11 protein-coding genes and 1 pseudogene are annotated in these 16,684 nt (G+C 73.5%); 3 read left to right on the top strand and 9 right to left on the bottom strand.

Annotated elements, in window-relative coordinates; translation table 11 throughout:
- Positions 1–2: 2 nt before the first annotated feature.
- The 3 genes from AB0O76_RS26200 to AB0O76_RS26190 all read right to left on the bottom strand — a co-directional run bounded on the left by AB0O76_RS26200 (position 3) and on the right by AB0O76_RS26190 (position 5,875).
- The gene (locus tag AB0O76_RS26200) at positions 3–3,305 is read right to left on the bottom strand and encodes an SMC family ATPase (RefSeq protein WP_365495909.1); all 3,303 of its coding nucleotides are present in this window, start codon (positions 3,303–3,305) and stop codon (positions 3–5) included.
- Positions 3,302–4,465, bottom strand: coding sequence for an exonuclease SbcCD subunit D (locus tag AB0O76_RS26195; RefSeq protein WP_365495907.1), 1,164 nt, complete (start codon positions 4,463–4,465; stop codon positions 3,302–3,304). The genes AB0O76_RS26200 and AB0O76_RS26195 overlap by 4 nt, the downstream gene beginning before the upstream one ends.
- Before the next feature lie 114 nt (positions 4,466–4,579).
- A complete protein-coding gene (locus tag AB0O76_RS26190) occupies positions 4,580–5,875 on the bottom strand; it encodes a DUF6777 domain-containing protein (RefSeq protein WP_365495905.1) in 1,296 nt (431 codons plus the stop codon).
- A 251-nt stretch (positions 5,876–6,126) separates the two neighbouring features.
- Here AB0O76_RS26190 and AB0O76_RS26185 point away from each other — a divergent pair, with 251 nt between their 5' ends.
- Positions 6,127–7,320: a streptophobe family protein gene (locus AB0O76_RS26185; protein ID WP_365495981.1), complete on the top strand. Its 1,194-nt coding sequence runs from the start codon at positions 6,127–6,129 to the stop codon at positions 7,318–7,320.
- A gap of 127 nt (positions 7,321–7,447) precedes the next feature.
- Here the strand turns inward: AB0O76_RS26185 and AB0O76_RS26180 are convergent, their stop codons facing one another.
- The 4 genes and pseudogenes from AB0O76_RS26180 to AB0O76_RS26165 all read right to left on the bottom strand — a co-directional run bounded on the left by AB0O76_RS26180 (position 7,448) and on the right by AB0O76_RS26165 (position 12,965).
- Positions 7,448–8,461 carry a serine/threonine-protein kinase gene (locus tag AB0O76_RS26180; RefSeq protein ID WP_365495903.1) on the bottom strand — a complete coding sequence of 338 codons (1,014 nt, stop codon included), beginning with the start codon at positions 8,459–8,461 and terminating at the stop codon, positions 7,448–7,450.
- 923 nt (positions 8,462–9,384) lie between these two features.
- Positions 9,385–9,861: pseudogene (locus AB0O76_RS26175) on the bottom strand (hypothetical protein); the annotation flags it as partial.
- A 14-nt stretch (positions 9,862–9,875) separates the two neighbouring features.
- Complete coding sequence (locus tag AB0O76_RS26170; protein WP_365495901.1) at positions 9,876–12,266, bottom strand: FHA domain-containing protein; 2,391 nt, start codon at positions 12,264–12,266, stop codon at positions 9,876–9,878.
- 72 nt (positions 12,267–12,338) lie between these two features.
- A complete protein-coding gene (locus AB0O76_RS26165; protein WP_365495899.1) occupies positions 12,339–12,965 on the bottom strand; it encodes a YigZ family protein in 627 nt (208 codons plus the stop codon).
- Between the two features lie 157 nt (positions 12,966–13,122).
- Between AB0O76_RS26165 and AB0O76_RS26160 the strand changes: the two genes are divergently transcribed.
- Positions 13,123–13,803 carry a 4'-phosphopantetheinyl transferase superfamily protein gene (locus tag AB0O76_RS26160; RefSeq protein ID WP_365495897.1) on the top strand — a complete coding sequence of 227 codons (681 nt, stop codon included), beginning with the start codon at positions 13,123–13,125 and terminating at the stop codon, positions 13,801–13,803.
- Here AB0O76_RS26160 and AB0O76_RS26155 read toward each other — a convergent pair.
- The gene (locus AB0O76_RS26155) at positions 13,778–15,454 is read right to left on the bottom strand and encodes an amidohydrolase (protein ID WP_365495895.1); all 1,677 of its coding nucleotides are present in this window, start codon (positions 15,452–15,454) and stop codon (positions 13,778–13,780) included. The genes AB0O76_RS26160 and AB0O76_RS26155 overlap by 26 nt on opposite strands.
- Positions 15,455–15,549: 95 nt before the next feature.
- On the opposite strand from AB0O76_RS26155, the gene AB0O76_RS26150 reads away from it, so the two are divergent.
- Positions 15,550–15,984: a TetR/AcrR family transcriptional regulator C-terminal domain-containing protein gene (locus AB0O76_RS26150; RefSeq protein ID WP_365495893.1), complete on the top strand. Its 435-nt coding sequence runs from the start codon at positions 15,550–15,552 to the stop codon at positions 15,982–15,984.
- Between the two features lie 3 nt (positions 15,985–15,987).
- On the opposite strand, the gene AB0O76_RS26145 is transcribed toward AB0O76_RS26150, so the two are convergent.
- A complete protein-coding gene (locus AB0O76_RS26145; protein WP_365495891.1) occupies positions 15,988–16,665 on the bottom strand; it encodes a transcriptional regulator in 678 nt (225 codons plus the stop codon).
- Positions 16,666–16,684 lie beyond the last annotated feature (19 nt).

Raw genomic sequence — 16,684 nt, 5'->3', positions numbered from 1 at the left:
CCTCAGGCCCCGCCCCGCTGGCGCACGACCGATCCCGCGCGCCCCTTCTCGACCTCCAGCTGGGCGTGCACCCGGCGCCGCAGGTCCGCGACGTGGCTGACGATGCCGACGCTGCGGTCCCGCTCGCGCAGCGAGTCCAGTACGTCGAGGACCTCGTCCAGGGTCTGGTCGTCGAGGCTGCCGAAGCCCTCGTCGATGAAGAGCGTGTCGAGGCGTACGCCGCCGGCCTCGTCGGTGACGACGTCGGCGAGGCCGAGCGCGAGCGCGAGCGAGGCGAAGAACGTCTCGCCGCCCGACAGCGTCGACGTGTCGCGCTCGCGGCCCGTCCACGCGTCGACGACGTGCAGTCCCAGGCCGGAGCGGCCGCGGCCGGTGCGGTCGTCGGAGTGGACCAGGGTGTAGCGGCCCGACGACATGCGCTGCAACCGTGCGGTCGCGGCTGCGGCGACCTGTTCAAGGCGGGCGGCGAGGACGTACGACTCCAGACGCATCTTGCGTTCGTTCTCCGCCGATGTGCCCGCGGCGAGTCCGGCGAGCCGCGCCACGCGGTCGTACGCGGCGCGCAGAGGGGCGAGCCTGCGGGCGCCCGCGGCCGACCTGCCGGAGAGCCGGTCGAGTTCGGCGCAGCGCCGGTCCGCCGCGTCGAGCGCCGACGCGGCGGCGCGGGCCCGCGCGTCGGCCCGTTCGGCCGCGTCCTGGGCGGCCCGCAGATCGGCGGGCGGCTGCTGTGCGGCGGCAGCCGCGTCCGGTTCGGCGAGCAGGGAACGTACCGCCGCCTCCTCGTTCTGCCATGCGTCGATGCGGTGCTGCAGCGCGCGGTGCTGCGCGTCGTCCAGGAGTGCTTCGGCGGCGTCCCCCGGCGTGTCGAACCCTGCGCGGAAGGCGGCGTCGGCGAGTCGCGCGTCGGCGTCCTTGAGCCGCTGGGCGGTGTCGTCGGCGGTGCGGGCCGCCTCGGAGGCCTCGGTCAGGAGCGCCGTCTGCCGCTCCAGCTGCGCGGCACGGGCGGCGACACTGCCGCTGGCGCCCCGCGCGCGGGTCAACTCGGCCTCCAGGGCTTCCTGTTCACGGTCGAGCGCCTCGCGTCGCGTGGCGCGGGATGAGGCCCTGAGCGCGGCCTCGTGCCGCGCGGCGACCCTGCGGTCGTGCTCGCGCTCGGCCTTGTCGAGGGCCTCACGGGCGGCACGAAGACCGGAGGCACGGTCGCGCACCTCGGCGTGTTCACCCCGCAACTGCTCGACAAATGCGGCGATTTCCTCGACGGACGGGCCCTGCGGGGCCTCAGACAGAGCCCGCGAACCGTCCGGCGCGGTCGCCGCACCCGATGCGGCGGCACCCTCGGCGGCAAGGGATCCCCGGATCTCGCCGAGGTGCCGCTCGGCCTGGATGCTCAGCGACTCGGGAAGGGCCCGCGAACCGTCCGGCGCGCTCGCCGCACCCGATGCGGCGGCACCCTCGGCGGCCAGGTCCTCCCGAATCTCGCCGTGCTGCCACTCGACCTGGGTGCTCAGCGACTCGGGCAGAGCCCGCGAGCCGTCCGGCCCGGTCGCCGCACCCGATGCCGCCGCACCCTCGGCGGCAAGGGACTCCCGGATCTCGCCGAGGTGCCGCTCGGCCCGGGTGCTCAGCTCGTCCGCCTGGCGGTAGGCGGCGAGGGCGGCCTCCTCGGTGGCGCGGTCGACATGACCGTCGGACTTCGGTGCGGGCGCCGGGTGTTCGGCCGATCCGCACACCGCGCACGGCGTGCCGTCGGTGAGCCCTGCGGCCAGCTCGGCTGCGATGCCGTTGAGCCGCTGCTCCTTGAGGGTGAGCCACTGTTCGTGCGCGGCGGTGGCGCGCTCCCGTGCGGCGAGGGCGCTCTCGTGCGCGCGGGCCGCCTCCCCCGCGAGCCGGTCGCGGCGGCGCGCAGCCTCCAACCTGCCCTGGGCGGGCCCCAGTTGGCCCGCGAGATGCTCCGCGCGCGTGGCCGCTTCCTGGGCGGACTCGATACGTCCCTGGAGTCCGGCGCGGGTAGCGTCCCAGCCGTCGAGCCAGCCCGCCGCTTCCCGCAGCAGTTCGTCGTCGGCGCGTTCCTCGCGCTCCAACGCGACACGCTCCGTGCCGAGTTCGGCGATGCGGCGCTCGGCGCGCCGGGCCGATTCGAGGCTGCCGAGCTCTTCGGCCGCCTTGCGTGCGGCGGCGGCGAGTCCAGCGGCTCCGGCGTCCGCGAAGGTGGCGGGCAGCTGTCCCCGCGCGCGGGCCTCCTCGGCGGTGGCGCACCGGTGCTCCTCCTCGGTGGCCCGGCGCAGGCCGAGCGCCGGGGCGACCGTCTCGGCCTTGCGCGACCGCTCCATGCGGTCCTTGTTCCGCCGGTGGTCCTCCGCGTGTTCCTGAAGCCGCCCGGACCGCTCCTGGGCCTGGGCGAACCGCCCTTGCAGCCGGTCGAGTTCGCGTACGTCGTCGAAGCGGCGCGCCGCGGCGGCCTGCCCGGACTCGGCGGCCGTGAGCGCGCACCGGGCGATCGCGCGCCGTTCACGTGCGCTCGTGCGGGCGACGGCGGCCCACGCGAGGACGGAATCGGCGAGCCCCGGGTCTCCGGGCGAAAGCTCGGGCAACGGCAGCTCGGCGGCGTCGCTCCCCGCCGCCTGCTGCATCCGGTGCGCGTCGGCGAGCAGCTCCGCGTCGCCCTCGCGCACCGCGCCCTCGGCCTCGCGCCGCTGCTCGGCAAGGCGCTGCTCGACCGCGGCGAACCTGCGGGTGTCGAAGAGCCGCCCGAGCAGTTTGCCGCGGGCCTCGGCGTCGGCCCGCAGGAAGCGCGCGAAGTCGCCCTGGGGCAACAGCACGACCTGGCAGAACTGCTCCTTGCTCATGCCGAGGAGCTGGCTGATCTCCTCGCCGATCTCCTGATGGGAGCGGCTGAGGTCCTTCCAGCCGCCCTCGTGCCCGGCGTCCGCGGCCGCGTACTCGCGCAGCCGGCTCTGCGCCTTCTCCATGGTGGTACCGGTGCCGCGCTTCTTCGGGCGCTCCCAGGGCGGCTGCCGGGTGACCTCCAACCGGCGCCCGGCCACGGTGAGTTCGAGGCACACCTCGGTCCGCGCGCCGGCCTGCGCGTGGTCGCTGCGCAGGGTCACGCCCTGGCCGCCGCCCTGCCGGGGTCCCGGTACCGAGCCGTACAGGCCGTAACAGACGGCGTCCAGGACGGAGGTCTTCCCGGCGCCGGTCGGGCCATGCAACAGGAAGAGCCCGGCGGCGGAGAGCTCGTCGAAGTCGATGTCCTGGGTGGTGCCGAAGGGGCCGAACGCGGTGATCCGGAGCCGGTGCAGCCTCATCGGGCGACCTCCCGCAGCGTGTCCTCGGTGCGCACGGTGTCGAACGCCGCCTCCAGGACCGCCCGTTCGCGCACATCGGGTCCGGCGCCGCGCACATGGGTCACGAAGTCCTCCGCGATCTCCTGATCGCTGCGGCCCTTGAGGCGTTGTGCGTACGAGACGTCCGGGTCCTCGGGGGACCGTTCCGGGTCGAAGACGAGACTGAGCGTGTGCGGGAAGCGCTCGCAGAGGCGGGCCATGGGGTCGTCGGGGCGTACCGGGTCGGTGAGCGTCGCCTCGAGCCAGGACTCCTCGTGGCGGGCGAGGTCCGGGTCGGCGAGCAGCTCGTCGAGCCGCCCCCGGACACGGGCGAGCGGCCGCGGCACCGGACAGTCGATCCGCTCCGCGTGGATCTCCCCCGCCGCGCCCAGGTCGATGAGCCACATGGTCTTGCGGTGGGCGGACTCCGAGAAGGAGTACGGCAGCGGGGAGCCCGAGTAGCGCACCCGCTCGCTGATCGCCTGGCTGCCGTGCAGATGGCCGAGCGCCACATAGTCGACGCCGTCGAAGACGCCGGACGGCACGGCGGCGACCCCGCCGACGGTGATGTCCCGCTCGCTGTCGCTTGCCTCGCCGCCGGTGACGAAGGCATGGGCGAGGACGACGGAACGAGTGCCCCGAGCACGGGTGGCCAGGTCTGCCCGCACCCGGTCCATGGCGGCACCGATGACCGCCTCGTGCCCGGCGCGCGCCACCCCGAACTCGTCCTTGACCAGGGCCGGTTCGAGGTAGGGCAGGCCGTAGAACGCCACGTCACCGTGGTCGTCGGCCAGGACCACCGGTTCACCGCAGGCGGCGGGCGCGGTCCGCAGATGGATGCCCGCGCGGCCGATGAGACCGGCGCCGACGCCGAGGCGGCGCGCCGAGTCGTGGTTCCCGGAGATCATCACGGTCGCCGCGCCGAGGTCGGCGAGCCGGTGCAGCGCGTCGTCGAACAGCTCGACGGCGGCGAGCGGCGGCACCGCCCTGTCGTACACATCCCCGGACACGACGACGACGTCCACGTCGCGCTCACGGACCGTGGCGACGAGGTGGCCGATGAAGTCGGCCTGGGCCCCGAGCATGTTCACCCGGTGGAACGCCCGGCCCAGATGCCAGTCGGACGTGTGCAGAACTCTCAAGACGCCGCTCCGGCCCGCATGGTTTCCCCTCCTACGCCGCCGGAGCCAGCACCGACACAGCACGGGCCTCGCCGACAGCACCCACCACGCTAGCGCCTCAGTGCACCCGCCCGATCACGAACCTCCATCCGTCACCGGTGCCGACTCCGGTTGCGGGGTGTCGGACGGGGGCGGCTGCACGGGTTCCGACGGGGGAGTCTGCGGCGCTTCGGACGTGGGCGGGGTGACCGGCGGTGACGAGGGGGCGGACGTCGACGGGCACGGACTTGCCGAACCGTCGGGCGCGGGCGACCCGGTGCCGTCGGCGGGCGCCGAGACGCAGGGCTTGGGACTCTCGGACGCGGACGGCGACAGGGACACGGAAGCGGTCGGCGTCGGCTCGGTCGCGGGCGGCGTCGTCTTCTTGTCCCCGGCGCCCGTGTCGCCCTTGTCACGCTCGAACCAGTCGCCGCTGTGCGGGTCGAACATGATGAAGACGTTCACCACCTGGACGGCGGGCGCCACGACCACGACGTTCGACGACCGGTAGCCGGGCCACTTGTCGCCCGTCTGCTTCGGGGTGCCCTTCTGGGCGACCGGCGGTGTCAGCGGATTGCCGCAGGCGCAGCGCACCCGCGGTACGCCGCGGTCGTCGACGAGCACGGCGGTGCCGGCCTGCAGGACGGCCTGGTAGGCGGTCGGGGCGCCGTCGCGGTAGCCGTGGTTGGTGACGCGGGTGTCGACGCGCAGCTGTACGGGGGTGAGCGAGCGCAGGTAGGCGGGCACGGCGGGCGGATCGATGTCGAGGACCGAGGCGAACGCCTTGTTCTTCGCCGCGTCCTTCTGGAGTGCGGAGACCTGCTTCTCCACGTCGCAGCTGCTGACCTTGCGCGTGCCTCCGTAGAGACCGGGTGCCGATCCGTCGACGCCGCGCGTCACGTTGGCGGACGCCGTCGAGCTCGGCAGCGCGGTCGGGGACGGCGGCGTGCCGTCGTCGCGGGCGGTCGACTCGGTGAAGGGGTCAGGACCTGACTTGGCCGCAGGCTGGAGGAGTACTTCACCCGCGGTGTCCGATGTGTCGTCGGGGCGCGTGAGGACGACGGTCAGGACCACGGCGGCCACGACGGCGGCTGCGAGCACCGCCACGCGCGGCGCCGACTTCCACCAGGGGCGCTCGGACTTCTCTCCGGGACCCTCGCCCGGACCGGTGGCTCCCCCCTCCGGCCTACCGGGGCCGGAGGGACCGCCCGAACCACCGCCCGATCCACCCCCCTGGCTCCCGCCGCCGGGCGGACCGCCGGGCGGACCCGTCGGTCGACCGGCCGACGGCGTGGTCGCGTCGGGCTGGGTGGCGCCCGGCTGCGAGGGGCCCGAGAGCGGGCCGGACGGGGGCCCGGTGGGGCGGCCGGACGACGGCGGTTCGACGCTCACGATGTCTTCCCTGCGTAGGGGATCTGCGGGGCCTACAGAGAGTGCACACCTACTCACACCCATTTGCCCGTTACGCGCCTATTGTGTGCTCCGGTTCCTGGCGGCCCGCAAGCTGACGCGGTCGGCCCTCCCGAGGGGCGAGCGGACGAAGCGCTCCTTAGCGTGACAACGTGAGCGACCGGAAACCGCCCAGGCGGGCCCCCCACGGATGGCCGCACGCCCTTGTGGCCGTGCTGGCCGCGCTGCTGGTCATGGTCGTCGTCGCCACGCTCGGCCTGTGGGCGGCGGGCGCCGCCGATCTGCCCGACGGCGCGTTCCCGAGCGTCGTCGCCGCCGTGGTCGTCATGGCGGTGGGCGGCTCGGTCAAGCTGTCCGGGGACGCCGGTGCGATCGCCGAGACGAACGCGGACCTCTCCGTGCTCCCCCTCTCGGTCGGCCTCGCCGGGGCCCTGGTGATCGCCGCCGGATTCCTCAGGCCGCTGCGGCACCGGGCGGTCGCCGGCACGGGCGAGCTGGCCGGCTGGGCCGCGCGGATCGCGGCCCTGTGGGTGCTGCTCCTGATCGGCCTTGGCCTCACGGCCAGCCACGAGTTCGCCGTCTCGCTCCCCGAAGGACAGGTCTCCGACATCGGCGAACTGCTCGACGCCTCGCCCAAGGTCGGCTTCGAGACGGAGGCACCCCTCACCCTCGTCTTCGGTCTTCTGTGGCTTTCGGGTGTCCTCGCCGTGGCCCTGCTGGTCTCGCGCGGGGCGCCGCTCCCCGCACGTCTGCTGCGCTTCCAGGAGTCGGTGCGGCCCGCGGCCTTCGCCATGGTGGTGCTGCTGCTTTCCTATGTCGCCCTGGGCCTGGTCATCGGCCTGGTCGTGGCTGCGACACAGGGGCATGCCGCCGAGACGCTCGCGGTGCTGCTGCTCGGGCTGCCCAATCTCGTCTGGCTCGCCTTCACGATCGGGCTCGGCGCGTCCTGGGAAGGCCGCGTGGAGGGCCCGTTCGGTCTGCCCATGCCGAAGGTGCTCGACGACGTCCTGCGTACGCCGGAGAACTCCACGCTCAATCTGAGCACACTCGCCGAGCACGACGGCCGGGTGTGGTGGCTGCTCGCCGTCGCCGCGGTCCTGGTGCTGGGGGTCGCGTTCCTGATGGCGGCGCGCTCGCCCGCGCGGATGCGGGCCTGGCAGCACGCCGTACACATGGCGGTGGCACTGATGTTGACGGTGCTCACCGTCTGCCTGCTGGCCCGCGTCTCGGCGCACTACGGCCTCTCGCTCCTGGGCATCGGAGACCTCGGCGGCGGCCTGTCCGGCGTGGTCCTGCTGGACCCCAAGCTGTGGACTGCATTGGGCCTCGCCTTGGCCTGGGGCCTGGTCACGGGCTTCATCGGGGGCTTGCTGGCACGGCGGGTGCACCGGCATGGCGAGGTGGAGGCGAACCCGAAGGACGGCTGACGAAGGCGCGCCCCGACGGTGGGCGCCCCGAAGGGGCGCGGGGCTGTGTCGATATGCGGCTCCGCCGCGTGGGCGCGACCAGCCACAACGCACCCGCAGATGCACACAGCAATCCCCCGCGAAACCCTCAGCCCGACAGCCGCCGAAAGACCGGCCGCGCCCAACGGGGCGGCTCCGGCGGCACCCCCGGGTCCGCCGGGGCGGCCTTCTCGACAGGGACGTCAACCCGTGTCGGCGAATGCCCGGCGCCCCCGCCGGCCGCCGCACGCAAGGCGGCAACAAACTCCAGACAGGACCCGTACCGATCTTCGGGACTCTTGGCCAACGCCTTCGCCAGAACACCGTCAAGGCCCCCGGCCAGTTCCGGCCGCAGCTCGCTCAGGCGGGGCGGCTGGTCGTACTGGTGGGCCCACAGCAGAGCCATGTCGTCGTCGCGCTGGAAGGGCGGGCCGCCGGCCAGGGTCTCGTGGACGACGCAGGCAAGGCTGTAGACGTCGCAGCGGCCGTCCACCGGGCGCCCCGAAATCTGCTCCGGCGCGACATAGTCGAGGGTCCCGACGAACTGGCCGACGGTCGTGAACCCGGTCAGCGAGAGCGACTTCTTCGTCAGCCCGAAGTCCGTCAGATAGACATGCTCCGGATGGTCGCTGTCCGTCCCCTTGGCGACGAGGATGTTGCCGGGTTTGACGTCACGGTGGACCAGGCCGTGGTCGTGGGCCGCGTCGAGCGCGGAGGCAACTTGCACGGCGATGCGCAGGGCCGCCCCCGCGGGGAGCGGCCCCGACCTGTCCAGCAGGTGACGCAGGTCGAGCCCGGGAACGTACCGCATGGCGATGTAAAGCACCCCGTCCGTCTCACCCGCCTCGAAGACCGGCACGATGTGCGGGTGCTCGATCGACGCGGCCACGCGTGACTCGTGGGTGAAGCGCTTCCGGAAGGTGTCGTTGCGGGCGAGTTCAGGCGCTAGCAGCTTCAGCGCAACGGTGCGGTCAAGGCGCAGATCCTTGGCGCGGTAGACGACGGCCATGCCGCCGCGGCCGACCTCGCCCTCGATGCGGTAGCCGGCGATCTGCTTGCCGATCAGCTCCGACGGCCGCCCGGAGTGCACGCTCTGGCTCGTCTCGCGCGGTGCGCCTCCCATCACGCGTCACCGGGCCGGTGCGGCGGTGCGGGATCGGCGGTCACGGGCGGGACTATGCGGGTGGGTTCTTCCCCGTATGGAACACGACGGTCCGGACCATCACCGCGCGGACCGTCCGCCGACTCCACGTCCGCAAAGGCCTCGACCACTTGCGTCGCCTCCGGTCCGGGCTCTCCGCCACGCGGGGCACCGGACGGGCCTTCACCGCGCGGGGCACGGCCGGACGGAACCTCGTCACGCGGGCCATCGCCACGCGCGGCACGCACCGGACCCGCCTCCGGCACCGCCCCAACCACCCGCGTCGCCTCCGGGCCAGGTTCTCCGCCATACGCAGTCGGGCCGCCCGCAGCCTCGCCACGCAGGCCGTCGCCGCGCGGGGCACGCACCGGACCCGCCTCTGGCGCGGACCCGACCACCCGCGTCGCCTCCGGGCCAGGTCCTCCGCCATACGGGGTCGGGCCATCCGGAGCTTCGCCGCGCGGGGCACCCGCCGGACCCACCTCCGACACCGCCCCGACCCGCCTCGGCTCCGGTCCGGGTTCTCCGCCGTACGGGGCACGGCCGGACGGAACCTCGTCACGCGGGCCATCGCCACGCGCGGCCCGCACCGGACCAGCCCCCGACACCGCCCCAACCACCCGCGTCGCCTCCGGGCCGGGTCCTCCGCCATACCCAGTCGGGCCGCCCGCAGCCTCGCCACGCGGGCCATCGCCGCGCGGCGCCCGCACCGGACCCACCCCCGGCACCACCCGCGTCGGCTCCGGGCCCACTGCGGCCCCGTTCGCGGGCGGGCCTTCCGCCGCGGCGCCGTGGACGCCCGGTCCGCCCCCCGCAGCACCGTCGGCGCTCGGGCCTTCCCACGCACCGCCCCCCTCAGGGCCGTCGGGGCCTTCCCCCGCACCCCCATGGACGCTCGGTCCACCCCCCGCGGCGAACGTGCTCAGGCGTGTGCCGTCGCAGTACACCCAGCGCTCGTGCTCGGCGTCGTACAGCCAGACCGATTCGCCGTCGACGACCATGCCCACGCGCAGTCCGTGGGTCCTGCGGCGGAATGTCTCGCCGTCGCTGCCGCCGCTCGCCAGTTCCTCCGCCGCGCGCCGGTAGCGGCCCAGCGCGTCCTCGGCCCGTGCGAGCAGTGGACGCGGGTCCGCCGTGCGGGTCAGGGTGTGGCCGGCTGCGGGCGGGGCGTGGGGGACGGCGACGAGGAGCCTTGCGTCGACCCAGGCCGACCAGCCGTTGGCGCAGACGATCTGCCCCCAGTCGCCGAGCCGGTCGACCAGCTGGACGGGCAGCAGCGCGTCGAGCGGGGTCGTGGGCCGGTTCACGTCCGGTGTCTCCCAGGCAGAAAGACCGTCCTGGGGGACGACGTGGGTGGGGCGGAAGTCCACGGGGGTGGTCATCGGATGTACTCCTCCTACTTCCGCATCACGGCGGGTTCGTGCCGGCGCAGCAGCCTGGCGACCACGTATCCGAAGACGACGGAGAGGACCACCAGCATCCCCATGTTGATCAGCCACATGCTCGTGGAGTGGCGGAACAGCGGGTCGGCAGTGAGGTCACCCGGCACGATTCTGGCCAGGCCGATCGTGCCCGCCATCGCGCCGAGCGCCCAGCGCGACGGCACGAGCCACGCCAGCTGCTCGACCCCGGGCACGCCGTGCAGCTTCAGGAGGGCCCCGCAGAACACGACTTGGACGATGGCGAGGAGCACGAGGAGCGGCATCGTCACCTCCTCCTTGCGCACCAGCGCCGAGACGAGGAGCCCGAGCATCATGGCCGTGAACGACAACAGGGCGACGGCCAGGGTGATCTCGACAAGGGGTGGCATCAACACGCCTTCGCCGCCGGGCGCGTTGAGGTCGACGCCGAGCAGGGCGACCAGGGTCAGCACGACGGCCTGCAGCACGGTGATCGTGCCGAGGACGACGACCTTGGACATCAGGTACGCCGATCTGGAGAGCCCGACGGCCCGTTCGCGCCGGTAGATGACGCGCTCCTTGACCAGTTCCCGCACGGCGTTGGCCGCGCCGGTCAGGACTCCGCCGACGCAGAGGATCAGCAGCGCGTTCATCGCCGTTTCCTGGGTCAGCTTGCCGCCGGCGAGCGCGCGGGCCATCGCGCCCATCACGAACGGCAGCGCGATCATGATCGCGAGGAACGTCCGGTCGGCGCCTAGCGCGGCCGCGTAGCGCCGCACCAGCGTGCGCAGTTGAGAACCCCAGCTCTGCGCCTTCGGCGGCGCCGCGAAGGCGACGCCCGGGGACGCACCGCCCCCCGCCTGCGCCTGATACGGCTGCGCGGCCTGATACGGCTGCGCGGAGGAGTTGACGATGTACTGCTGGTGGAACGGCGACCTCCGGTAGTCCCCGGCCCAGTCCCGGTCGCGGTCCCCCTCGAAGGCCTCGAACGCCTCCGGCCACTCCTCGAAGCCGAAGAACGGCAGCGAGTCGCGGGGCGGCCCGTAGTAGGCGATCCGGCCGCCCGCAGCGAGCACGAGGAGCCGGTCGCACACATCGAGGCTGAGCACGCTGTGCGTGACGACGATGACGGTACGGCCGTCGTCGGCGAGGCCGCGCAGCATGTGCATGACCGAGCGGTCCATGCCGGGGTCGAGTCCCGACGTCGGCTCGTCGAGGAAGAGCAGCGACGGTTTGGTGAGGAGTTCGAGCGCGACGCTCACACGCTTGCGCTGTCCGCCGGAGAGGCTGTGGATGGGCTGGTCGACGCGCTGCTCGAGGCCCAGTTCGCCGATGACCTCGTCGACCCTGGCCCGGCGTTCCGCCTTCTCGGTGTCCTGCGGGAAGCGCAGTTCGGCGGCGTAGCCGAGGGCGCGGCGCACGGTGAGCTGGGAGTGCAGGATGTCGTCCTGCGGTACGAGACCGATGCGCCTGCGCAGCTCGGCGTAGTCGCGGTAGAGGTCACGTCCGTCGTAGAGGACGGTGCCTTCGTCGGCGGGGCGCAGGCCGGTGAGGGCGTTGAGCAGGGTCGACTTCCCCGCGCCGCTGGGGCCGACGACGCCGAGCAGGCACTTCTCGCCGACGGGGAACGAGACCTTGTCGAGGAGCGTCTTGCGGCCCCGGTCGACGGCGACCGTCAGCTCCTGCACGTCGAGCGACACCTCGCCGGTGTCGACGAACTCCTGCAGTTCGTCGCCCATGAGGCAGTACGCGCTGTGGCCCACGCCGATGATGTCGCCCTGGGCGACCGGGGCGCGGGCGACCGGCTGGCCGTTGAGGTAGGTGCCGTTGTGGCTGCCGAGGTCGACGATCTCGTACGTACCGTCCGGCAGGACCCGCAGTTCCGCGTGCCGGCGCGAGACGATCAGTTCGTCGATGACCAGGTCGTTGTCGCGGGCGCGGCCGATGCGGACGGTGCGGGCGGGCAGCGGGCGCACGGTGGTCGGCTGCCGGAAGGTGCCGGTGGCCGACGGCGTACGGACGGCGGAGGGACGTTCGGGGGCGGCAGGCGCGGCGGGGGCGGGCGGCTCGCGGCCGACGAGGACCGCGCGGGGCCCGTCGGCGAGGTTGCCGAAGCGGATGACGCTGCCGGGTCCGACGCCCCACTCGTGGATGCGCCGCCCGTCGGCGTACGTGCCGTTCGTGCTGTGCTCGTCCTCGATCGTCCAGTGGTCGTGCTCGGCGTGCAGGACCGCGTGGTGCCACGAGACGCGGGCGTCGTCGATGACGATGTCGCTCAGCGGGTCACGGCCCACGTGATAGTCCCGGCTCGGACTCATCACCGTGGAGCCGGTGTCGGTCTCTAGGACGAGTTCGGGCGCAGTCGGCGTGACGGACCGCTCTCCCATGCCCCGAATTCTACCTATTCGGGCATGTTCACGCCTGGGCGCGACCGGGAAGCCGGGCCCTCCACGGCCCCCTCAGGCGTCCCCGTACGCCTCTCCCCCGAGCTCGAACGACGCGCTGCCCGCGGTCGCGTCCGCGAGCCAGGCCCGGAAGTTCTCGACGTCGGACTCGGGAAGCCCGATCTCGATGGCCACCGCGTCTCCGTAGCGCACATCGCGCACGTCGCGCCCCGCCGACCGCAGATCGTTCTGGATCTTGCCCGCGCGCTGGTGATCGACGGTGACGGTGGCGAGCCGGAAGCGTCTGCGGGTCAGCGTGCCGACCGCGTCCAGGGCCTCGCCCACCGCTCCGCCATAGGCCCTGATCAGCCCGCCCGCGCCGAGCTTGACCCCGCCGTAGTAGCGGGTCACGACGGCCACCACGTAGCGCATGTCGCGGCGCAGCAGCATCTGCAGCATGGGCACACCGGCCGTGCCGCCGGGCTCCCCGTCGTCGCTGGCCTTCTGCACCCCGGCGTCGGCCCCGATGACGTACGCGAAGCAGTTGTGGGTCGCCGACGGGTGCTCCTTGCGGATCCGCGCGACGAAGGCCTGCGCCTCCGCCTCGTCGGCCGCCGGCGCGAGGGCGCACAGGAAGCGCGAGTGGTTGATCTCGGTCTCGTGCACGGCCTCGCGGGCCACTGTGCGGTACTCGTCCTGCATCGTGCCAGGGTAGGCGCTCGCCCCGCACTGGCCGACCGCGGATGCTGTGGCCGACCGCACGGGGGAACCGCTCCCCCGTTCGAGCCGTGTCCCGGTACGGTGATCCGTTGTGACGTCATCTACGCATCGCGTGCCCCAAGTCCCGTCCGGTACTGACGTGTTGGAGTCGCTGCTCGCGGCGGCGCCGGTCACCGTCGTGGAGACCCGCGAGGACCCCGCGGATCCGTTCCTCTTCCCCGAGGAGGCGGACGCCGTGGCGAAGGCCGTGGAGAAACGGCGCCGTGAGTTCGCCACGGTCCGGCAGTGTGCCCGCGCCGCGCTCGCCGAGCTCGGGGTACCGCCCGTGCCGATTCTGCCAGGACCCAAGGGTGCGCCCGGCTGGCCCGACGGCATCGTCGGCAGCATGACGCACTGCGCGGGCTACCGCGCCGCCGTGGTGGCCCGCGCCGCACAGGTCACATCGGTCGGCATCGACGCGGAGCCCGCCGCCCCGCTGGCCGACCCCGATGTGCTGAGGCTGGTCACCGACGAGACGGAGCGCGCGGCCCTTGCGGGTCTCGGTGTGCGGCATCCGGACGTGCCCTGGGACCGGCTCGTGTTCAGCGCCAAGGAGTCCGTCTACAAGACGTGGTTCCCGCTCACCGGGCGCTGGCTCGGCTTCGAGGACGCGCGGGTGGAGCTCGCACCTGACGGCACGTTCACCGCGGCGCTCCTCGTGCCGGGGCCGACGGTCGCGGGCGCGGAGATCACCGGCTTCTCCGGGCGCTGGCTGATACGCGACGGAATCGCCGTCACGGCCATCGTCCTGCCCGTCACTCCTCCCCCGCCCGGTACGTAACCGTCCCGGTCCCCGCCCGGTAGGTGGCCGTCCCCGCCAGCCAGGTGCCGAGCACCCGCACGTGCCGGATCGCCATCGGGTCGACGGTGCGCGGGTCCGCGGAGAGCAGGACCAGGTCCGCGGGCGCACCGGGCTCCAGGGCGAGCCGGTCGTCGGCGCCCGCCTGGTGGGCGACGCCGCTGGTGGCCGCCGCGAGCGCCTGCTCGACGGTCAGCCGCTGGTGCGGGATCCAGCCTTCCCGCGGCTCCCCGTCGAACGTCCGCCTGGTGACGGCGACTTGGATGCCCTCCAGGGGCTCGTGCGAACTCACGGGCCAGTCGCTGCCGAAGGACAGACGCACGCCGTCGCGCGCCAACTGCCCCATCGGGAACTGCAGATCGGAGCGCTCGACGCCGATCCGGGGCAGCGAGAGCTCGGTCTGCAGCGGATCGGGCTGCGCCCACAGGGGTTCGAAGTTGGCGATCACGCCGAGCGCGGCGAACCGCGGCAGATCGGCGGGGTCGACGACCTGGACGTGGGTGATCACGGGCCTGCGGTCCCAGGCGGGGTTGGCCCGGATCGCGGATTCCACCGCGTCGAGCGCGGCCCGTACACCCGCGTCCCCGATGGCGTGGATGTGCGTCTGGAAGCCGTCGGCGTCGAACTCCCGCACCGCTTCGGCGAGTTGCTTCGGCTCCCACACGGGCATGCCGCAGCTGTGCGGAGCGTCCAGGTACGGGGTGAGCATGGCGGCCGTACCGCCCTCGATGACGCCGTCGCTGAAGAACTTGACCGTCCGCGCGGACAGCAGCGGGCCGCCTTCGGCCGCGACCCGCCCGCGCGTCGCGTCGAACGCCTTGCGCTGCTCGCGCCACCGGTCGGGGTCGGCGCGCTGGGCCAGGTCGGCACGGAAGCCGAGCGCGCCGCGCCGGGCCGCGGCGAGATAGGCGTCCACCATGTCGGGTTCGACCCAGGCGTCCTGGACCCAGGTGATGCCCGCGCTCGCGTACGCGCTGCCCGCTCGGCGCAGAGCTTCGACCAGTTCGTCCGCGTGACGTGACGGCACCTGGTCGAGCACCAGGTCGCAGGCGTGCCACTCGCGCAGGGTGCCCATCGGGGAGCCGTCGGGCCGCCGGACGATCCAGCCAAGGCGGGGGTCCGGGGTCGTGTCGCGCACCCCGGCCCTGCGCAGCGCCTCCGTGTTGCACCACACCGTGTGGTAGTCGTCGGCGCGCAGCACGACGGGCCGTTCGAACACGGCGGCGTCCAGCCAGCGGGCGTCGAACTCCCCGTCGGGGGCGAGCGCGGGGTCGTAGGACGCGCCGACGATCCACTCCGCGTGCGGGTGTTCGGCGGCCCACCGGCCGACCTCCGCGACGATCGCGTCGACCGATGCCAGGCCCTTGATCTGCGGCCCGAAGCTCTCCAGGCCGCCGAAGAGCGGGTGCGCGTGGCCGTCCCCGAAGGCGGGAAGCAGCAGCCCGTCCCCCAACTCGACGACCTCGTCGGCCACTTCGGCCAGCGCACGGGCCTCACTCCCGAGCGCGACGACACGACCGTCGCGCACGGCGAGCGCCGTGGTGTCGCCGTAACGGTCGCTCCCCGTACGGACCGCCCCGAGGAAGACCCTCGTCGCCACCGCCTTCGCCATGCCGCAGTTCCCCTCCGTCACACGCCTGACCTCCCCCATCACACACGCTTCGCGTCAGCGGCCGTCAGCCGCTCGTACGCCACAGGTCCGGAGAAGCGTAAAACTAAAGCCTTTAGATGCCGGTGCTCAGCGCGGAACTCATCGCGCGGGAGGCGGCCGAGGTCATCGAGGGCGTACGCCGCCTGATCGTCGAGGAGATGGACGTCTCCGCCTTCGACACGCCGCCCTGGCCCGACGCCCTTGCGGCCTGGGCGCGTTCCTACCTCGACGCGTTCGCGCGCCATCCGAACTCCATCGACCTGCTCGCCACGACGACCATCAGTTCACCGGCCACCCTGACCATGTACGAGGCGGTCGTCGCCGCCCTTGCCCGCGGCGGCTGGCCGCAGGAGCGCCTCGTCGCGACGCTGACCAGCCCCGTCCTCGCGGCCGCGGTGGAGAGCGCCGTCGGCGGCGGCAAGGCGGGGCGGGCCGATGAGGCGTTCGCGTCGGGGCTCGACGCGCTGATCCGGGGGCTCGTGGCCCAACTCGCGCAGGTGCGCGGGGAGTAGGGGTCAGCGGCCGCGGGCCGGGGCGGCGAGCGTCTCCCAGAACATCGCCTCGTAGCGCTGGAGCAGCTTCCCGTGGCGCAGGGCCTGGCCCGTCACGCCCGGGCCGCTGTCGAGGCCCTCCTGCACCGCCGCGAGCGCCTGCCGTTCGAGGTCGGGCGCGGGCTCGGCGAAGAAGGCGAAGAACGCGCAGGCCTCGTCGCTGAAGCCGTAGTGGGCGGGCAGGGCCCGGGCGAGGGTGGCGCAATAGCCGCCCCAGGCGGCGAAGTTGGCGGTGAGGGCGAGGACCACGTCGGCGGGTTCGCCGTTGAGGGCGAGCCAGGCGACGTACGCCGGATAGGCCTGGCAGCCGGCCTGCGGCTCGTACTCCTCCGCGGCGGCCTTGTCCACGCCGCAGGCCGTGACGAGCGCGCCGAGCCGGTCGAAGGCGAGCGTCTCGCCTTCGGTGAGACCGCGGAAGAAGTCCGCACACCCGGGTGCGCCCGCGGCGGCCGAGCGTGCGGCCAGATGCGCGAAGGAGCGGCGGTCGGCGGGGATCACGGAGCGCTGCTCCAGAGCGAGAGCGGTGATCGCGGAGGGGTCGGCGTCGCCGTCGGCGAGCCTCGGCACGAGCGGGTTGGCCGACGGGTCCGGTGCGAGCTCCGCCCGTACGGCATCGAGCAGTTCCTGTGCTGTCCGCGTCATGGTCCGGCCTCCTGGGGGG

This window comes from Streptomyces sp. NPDC086554 (genome assembly GCF_040686095.1).
In the GTDB taxonomy this organism is placed as follows: domain Bacteria; phylum Actinomycetota; class Actinomycetes; order Streptomycetales; family Streptomycetaceae; genus Streptomyces.
Note: the sequence above shows the minus strand (reverse complement) of the source record. Positions and strands in the feature narration are given on the sequence as shown.